Below are 1,685 nucleotides of genomic sequence, written 5' to 3'. Positions count from 1 at the left end.
CGGTCCTTTTACCCGAGGCCAGGTCTCCTTCACCCAGCCGGCGACCGCGTCCTCGTCGCGCTCGATCGCCCGTCGGGCCGGAACCTGGTGGCTCCCCCCCCCGTTATGTTCTTCGCGGCTCCGCAATGGGGCCGCTGGCCTCCGGGCCCGGCATGACTGTTGCCCCCTGTCGATCGGATGACCTGGGGGGTGGTGTCACCGGGTCCGAGGGGTGCCGTCGGAGACGCTGATCAGAGGTCCGACCACCGCCCGGCCGGGCGCAAGGCCCGGCCGCTCGCGGGCGGCAGGTCTGCATAACGTGGCTGCGCGCGAACGGCCCCGACCGCCGAGGCCGGCACGTATCGACGCATGTGGGGGCACGGTGATCAGCATCGACGGGGTGGGCGTCTTCCTGGGGCTGGACGTCGGCAAGCAGACGCATCACGGCCACGGCCTGACCCCGGCCGGGAAGACGGTCTTCGACAAACAGCTGCCCAACAGCGAACCGAAGCTGCGGGCTGTCTTCGACAAGCTCACCACCAAGTTCGGCACGGTCCTGGTGGTCGTGGACCAGCCCGCCTCCATAGGCGCCCTGCCGCTGACCGTCGCCCGGGACGCCGGCTGCCAGGTCGCCTACCTGCCCGGACTGGCGATGCGACGGATCGCCGACCTCTACCCCGGCGAGGCCAAGACCGACGCGAAGGACGCCGCGGTCATCGCGGACGCCGCCCGCACCATGCCCCACACCCTGCGCACCCTCGACCTGACCGACGAGGTCACCGCGGAGCTGACCATGCTGGTCGGCTTCGACCAGGACCTCGCAGGCGAGGCCAACCGCACCTCCAACCGCATCCGCGGCCTGCTCACCCAGTTCCACCCCAGCCTGGAGCGCGTCCTCGGCCCGCGCCTGGACCATCCGGCAGTGACCTGGCTCCTCGAGCGCTACGGATCCCCGCAAGCACTCCGCACAGCAGGCCGCCGCAAGCTCGTCGAGATCATCCGCCCGAGAGCCCCGCGCATGGCCGAGCGGCTGGCCGATGACATCTTCACCGCACTCGACGAGCAGACCGTCACCGTCCCGGGCACCGGCACCCTCGACGTGATCGTCCCGTCGCTGGCGAAGTCGCTGGCCGCCGTTCACGAACAACGCCGGGTCCTGGAAACCCGGATCGAGGCACTGCTGGAGGCCCACCCTCTTTCCCAGGTCCTGACCTCGATGCCCGGCATCGGCGTCAGGACCGCCGCCGTCCTGCTGGCCACCGTCGGCGACGGCACCAGCTTCCCCACCGCCGCCCACCTGGCCTCCTACGCCGGCCTCGCCCCGGCAACCCGGCAGTCCGGCACGTCGATCCATGGCGAGCACGCCCCCAGAGGCGGCAACCGGCAGCTGAAACGAGCGATGTTCCTCTCCGCGTTCGCAGCCCTCCACGATCCCGCCTCCCGGACCTACTACGACCGCTGCCGAGCCCGCGGCAAAACCCACACCCAGGCCCTCCTCCGCCTCGCCCGCCACCGCATCAGCGTCCTGTTCGCCATGCTCCGCGACGGCACCTTCTACGAGCCGAGGAGCCCCCGACTCGCTTGACGAAGGACATAGAGGCACCCCCCCCGTGACGCCGGAGCATCCGCGCGATGGCCGAGAGCGTGAGAGTCCGGTGGAACCGGCGCCCGATCAGCGTCTTGATCCTGGCCAGGGTCCAGGCCTG

1 protein-coding gene and 1 pseudogene are annotated in these 1,685 nt (G+C 70.9%); one reads left to right on the top strand and one right to left on the bottom strand.

Features of this window, described 5'->3' with window-relative positions; genetic code table 11:
- Positions 1-361 precede the first annotated feature (361 nt).
- Positions 362-1,564 carry an IS110 family transposase gene (locus ADK41_RS03425; protein WP_030835900.1) on the top strand — a complete coding sequence of 401 codons (1,203 nt, stop codon included), beginning with the start codon at positions 362-364 and terminating at the stop codon, positions 1,562-1,564.
- A 22-nt stretch (positions 1,565-1,586) separates the two neighbouring features.
- Here ADK41_RS03425 and ADK41_RS38685 read toward each other — a convergent pair.
- A pseudogene (locus ADK41_RS38685) lies at positions 1,587-1,685 on the bottom strand (winged helix-turn-helix domain-containing protein); the annotation flags it as partial.

The organism is Streptomyces caelestis (assembly GCF_001279005.1).
Taxonomy (GTDB): Bacteria; Actinomycetota; Actinomycetes; order Streptomycetales; family Streptomycetaceae; genus Streptomyces; species Streptomyces heliomycini.
The sequence above is the reverse complement of the archived record's forward strand: the minus strand, read 5'-3'. Positions and strand labels throughout refer to the sequence as shown.